Here is a 459-nt window from a genome sequence, read left to right on the forward strand (position 1 = left end):
CCCACCTGCTGGCCACCCACGACATCCACCCCCACCACCTCACCGGCCACTCCATCGGCGAAATCACCGCCGCCCACACCGCCGGCATCCTCAGCCTCACCGACGCCGCCATCCTCGTCACCACCCGCGCCTGGCTCATGCAGAACATCACCACCCCAGGCCTGATGATCAGCATCAACGCTCCTCACCAGAGCATCCGCGACATCCTGCGCAACCACCCCGGCATCGACATCGCCGCCCACAACAGCCCCACCCACACCGTCATCTCCGGCGACACCCAACCCACCCGGGACGCCGCCGACGAACTCACCGCCCACGGTCACCACACCCGCCCGCTCCACACCAGCCACGCCTTCCACAGCCACCACCTCGACACCATCCTCGACCAGTTCCACCACACCACCAGCGCTCTCACCTACCACCCACCCCGCACCCGATGGCCGTTCGCCCGCGCGTCCG

The 459-nt window shown here is 68.6% G+C and carries 1 protein-coding gene; it reads left to right on the forward strand.

The features are described from left to right. Positions 1–459 (forward strand): acyltransferase domain-containing protein (locus FMEAI12_RS34780; protein WP_160144381.1); only part of this gene is annotated, 459 nt, incomplete at both ends.

This window comes from Parafrankia sp. Ea1.12, assembly GCF_900465275.1.
Lineage (GTDB): Bacteria > Actinomycetota > Actinomycetes > Frankiales > Frankiaceae > Parafrankia > Parafrankia soli.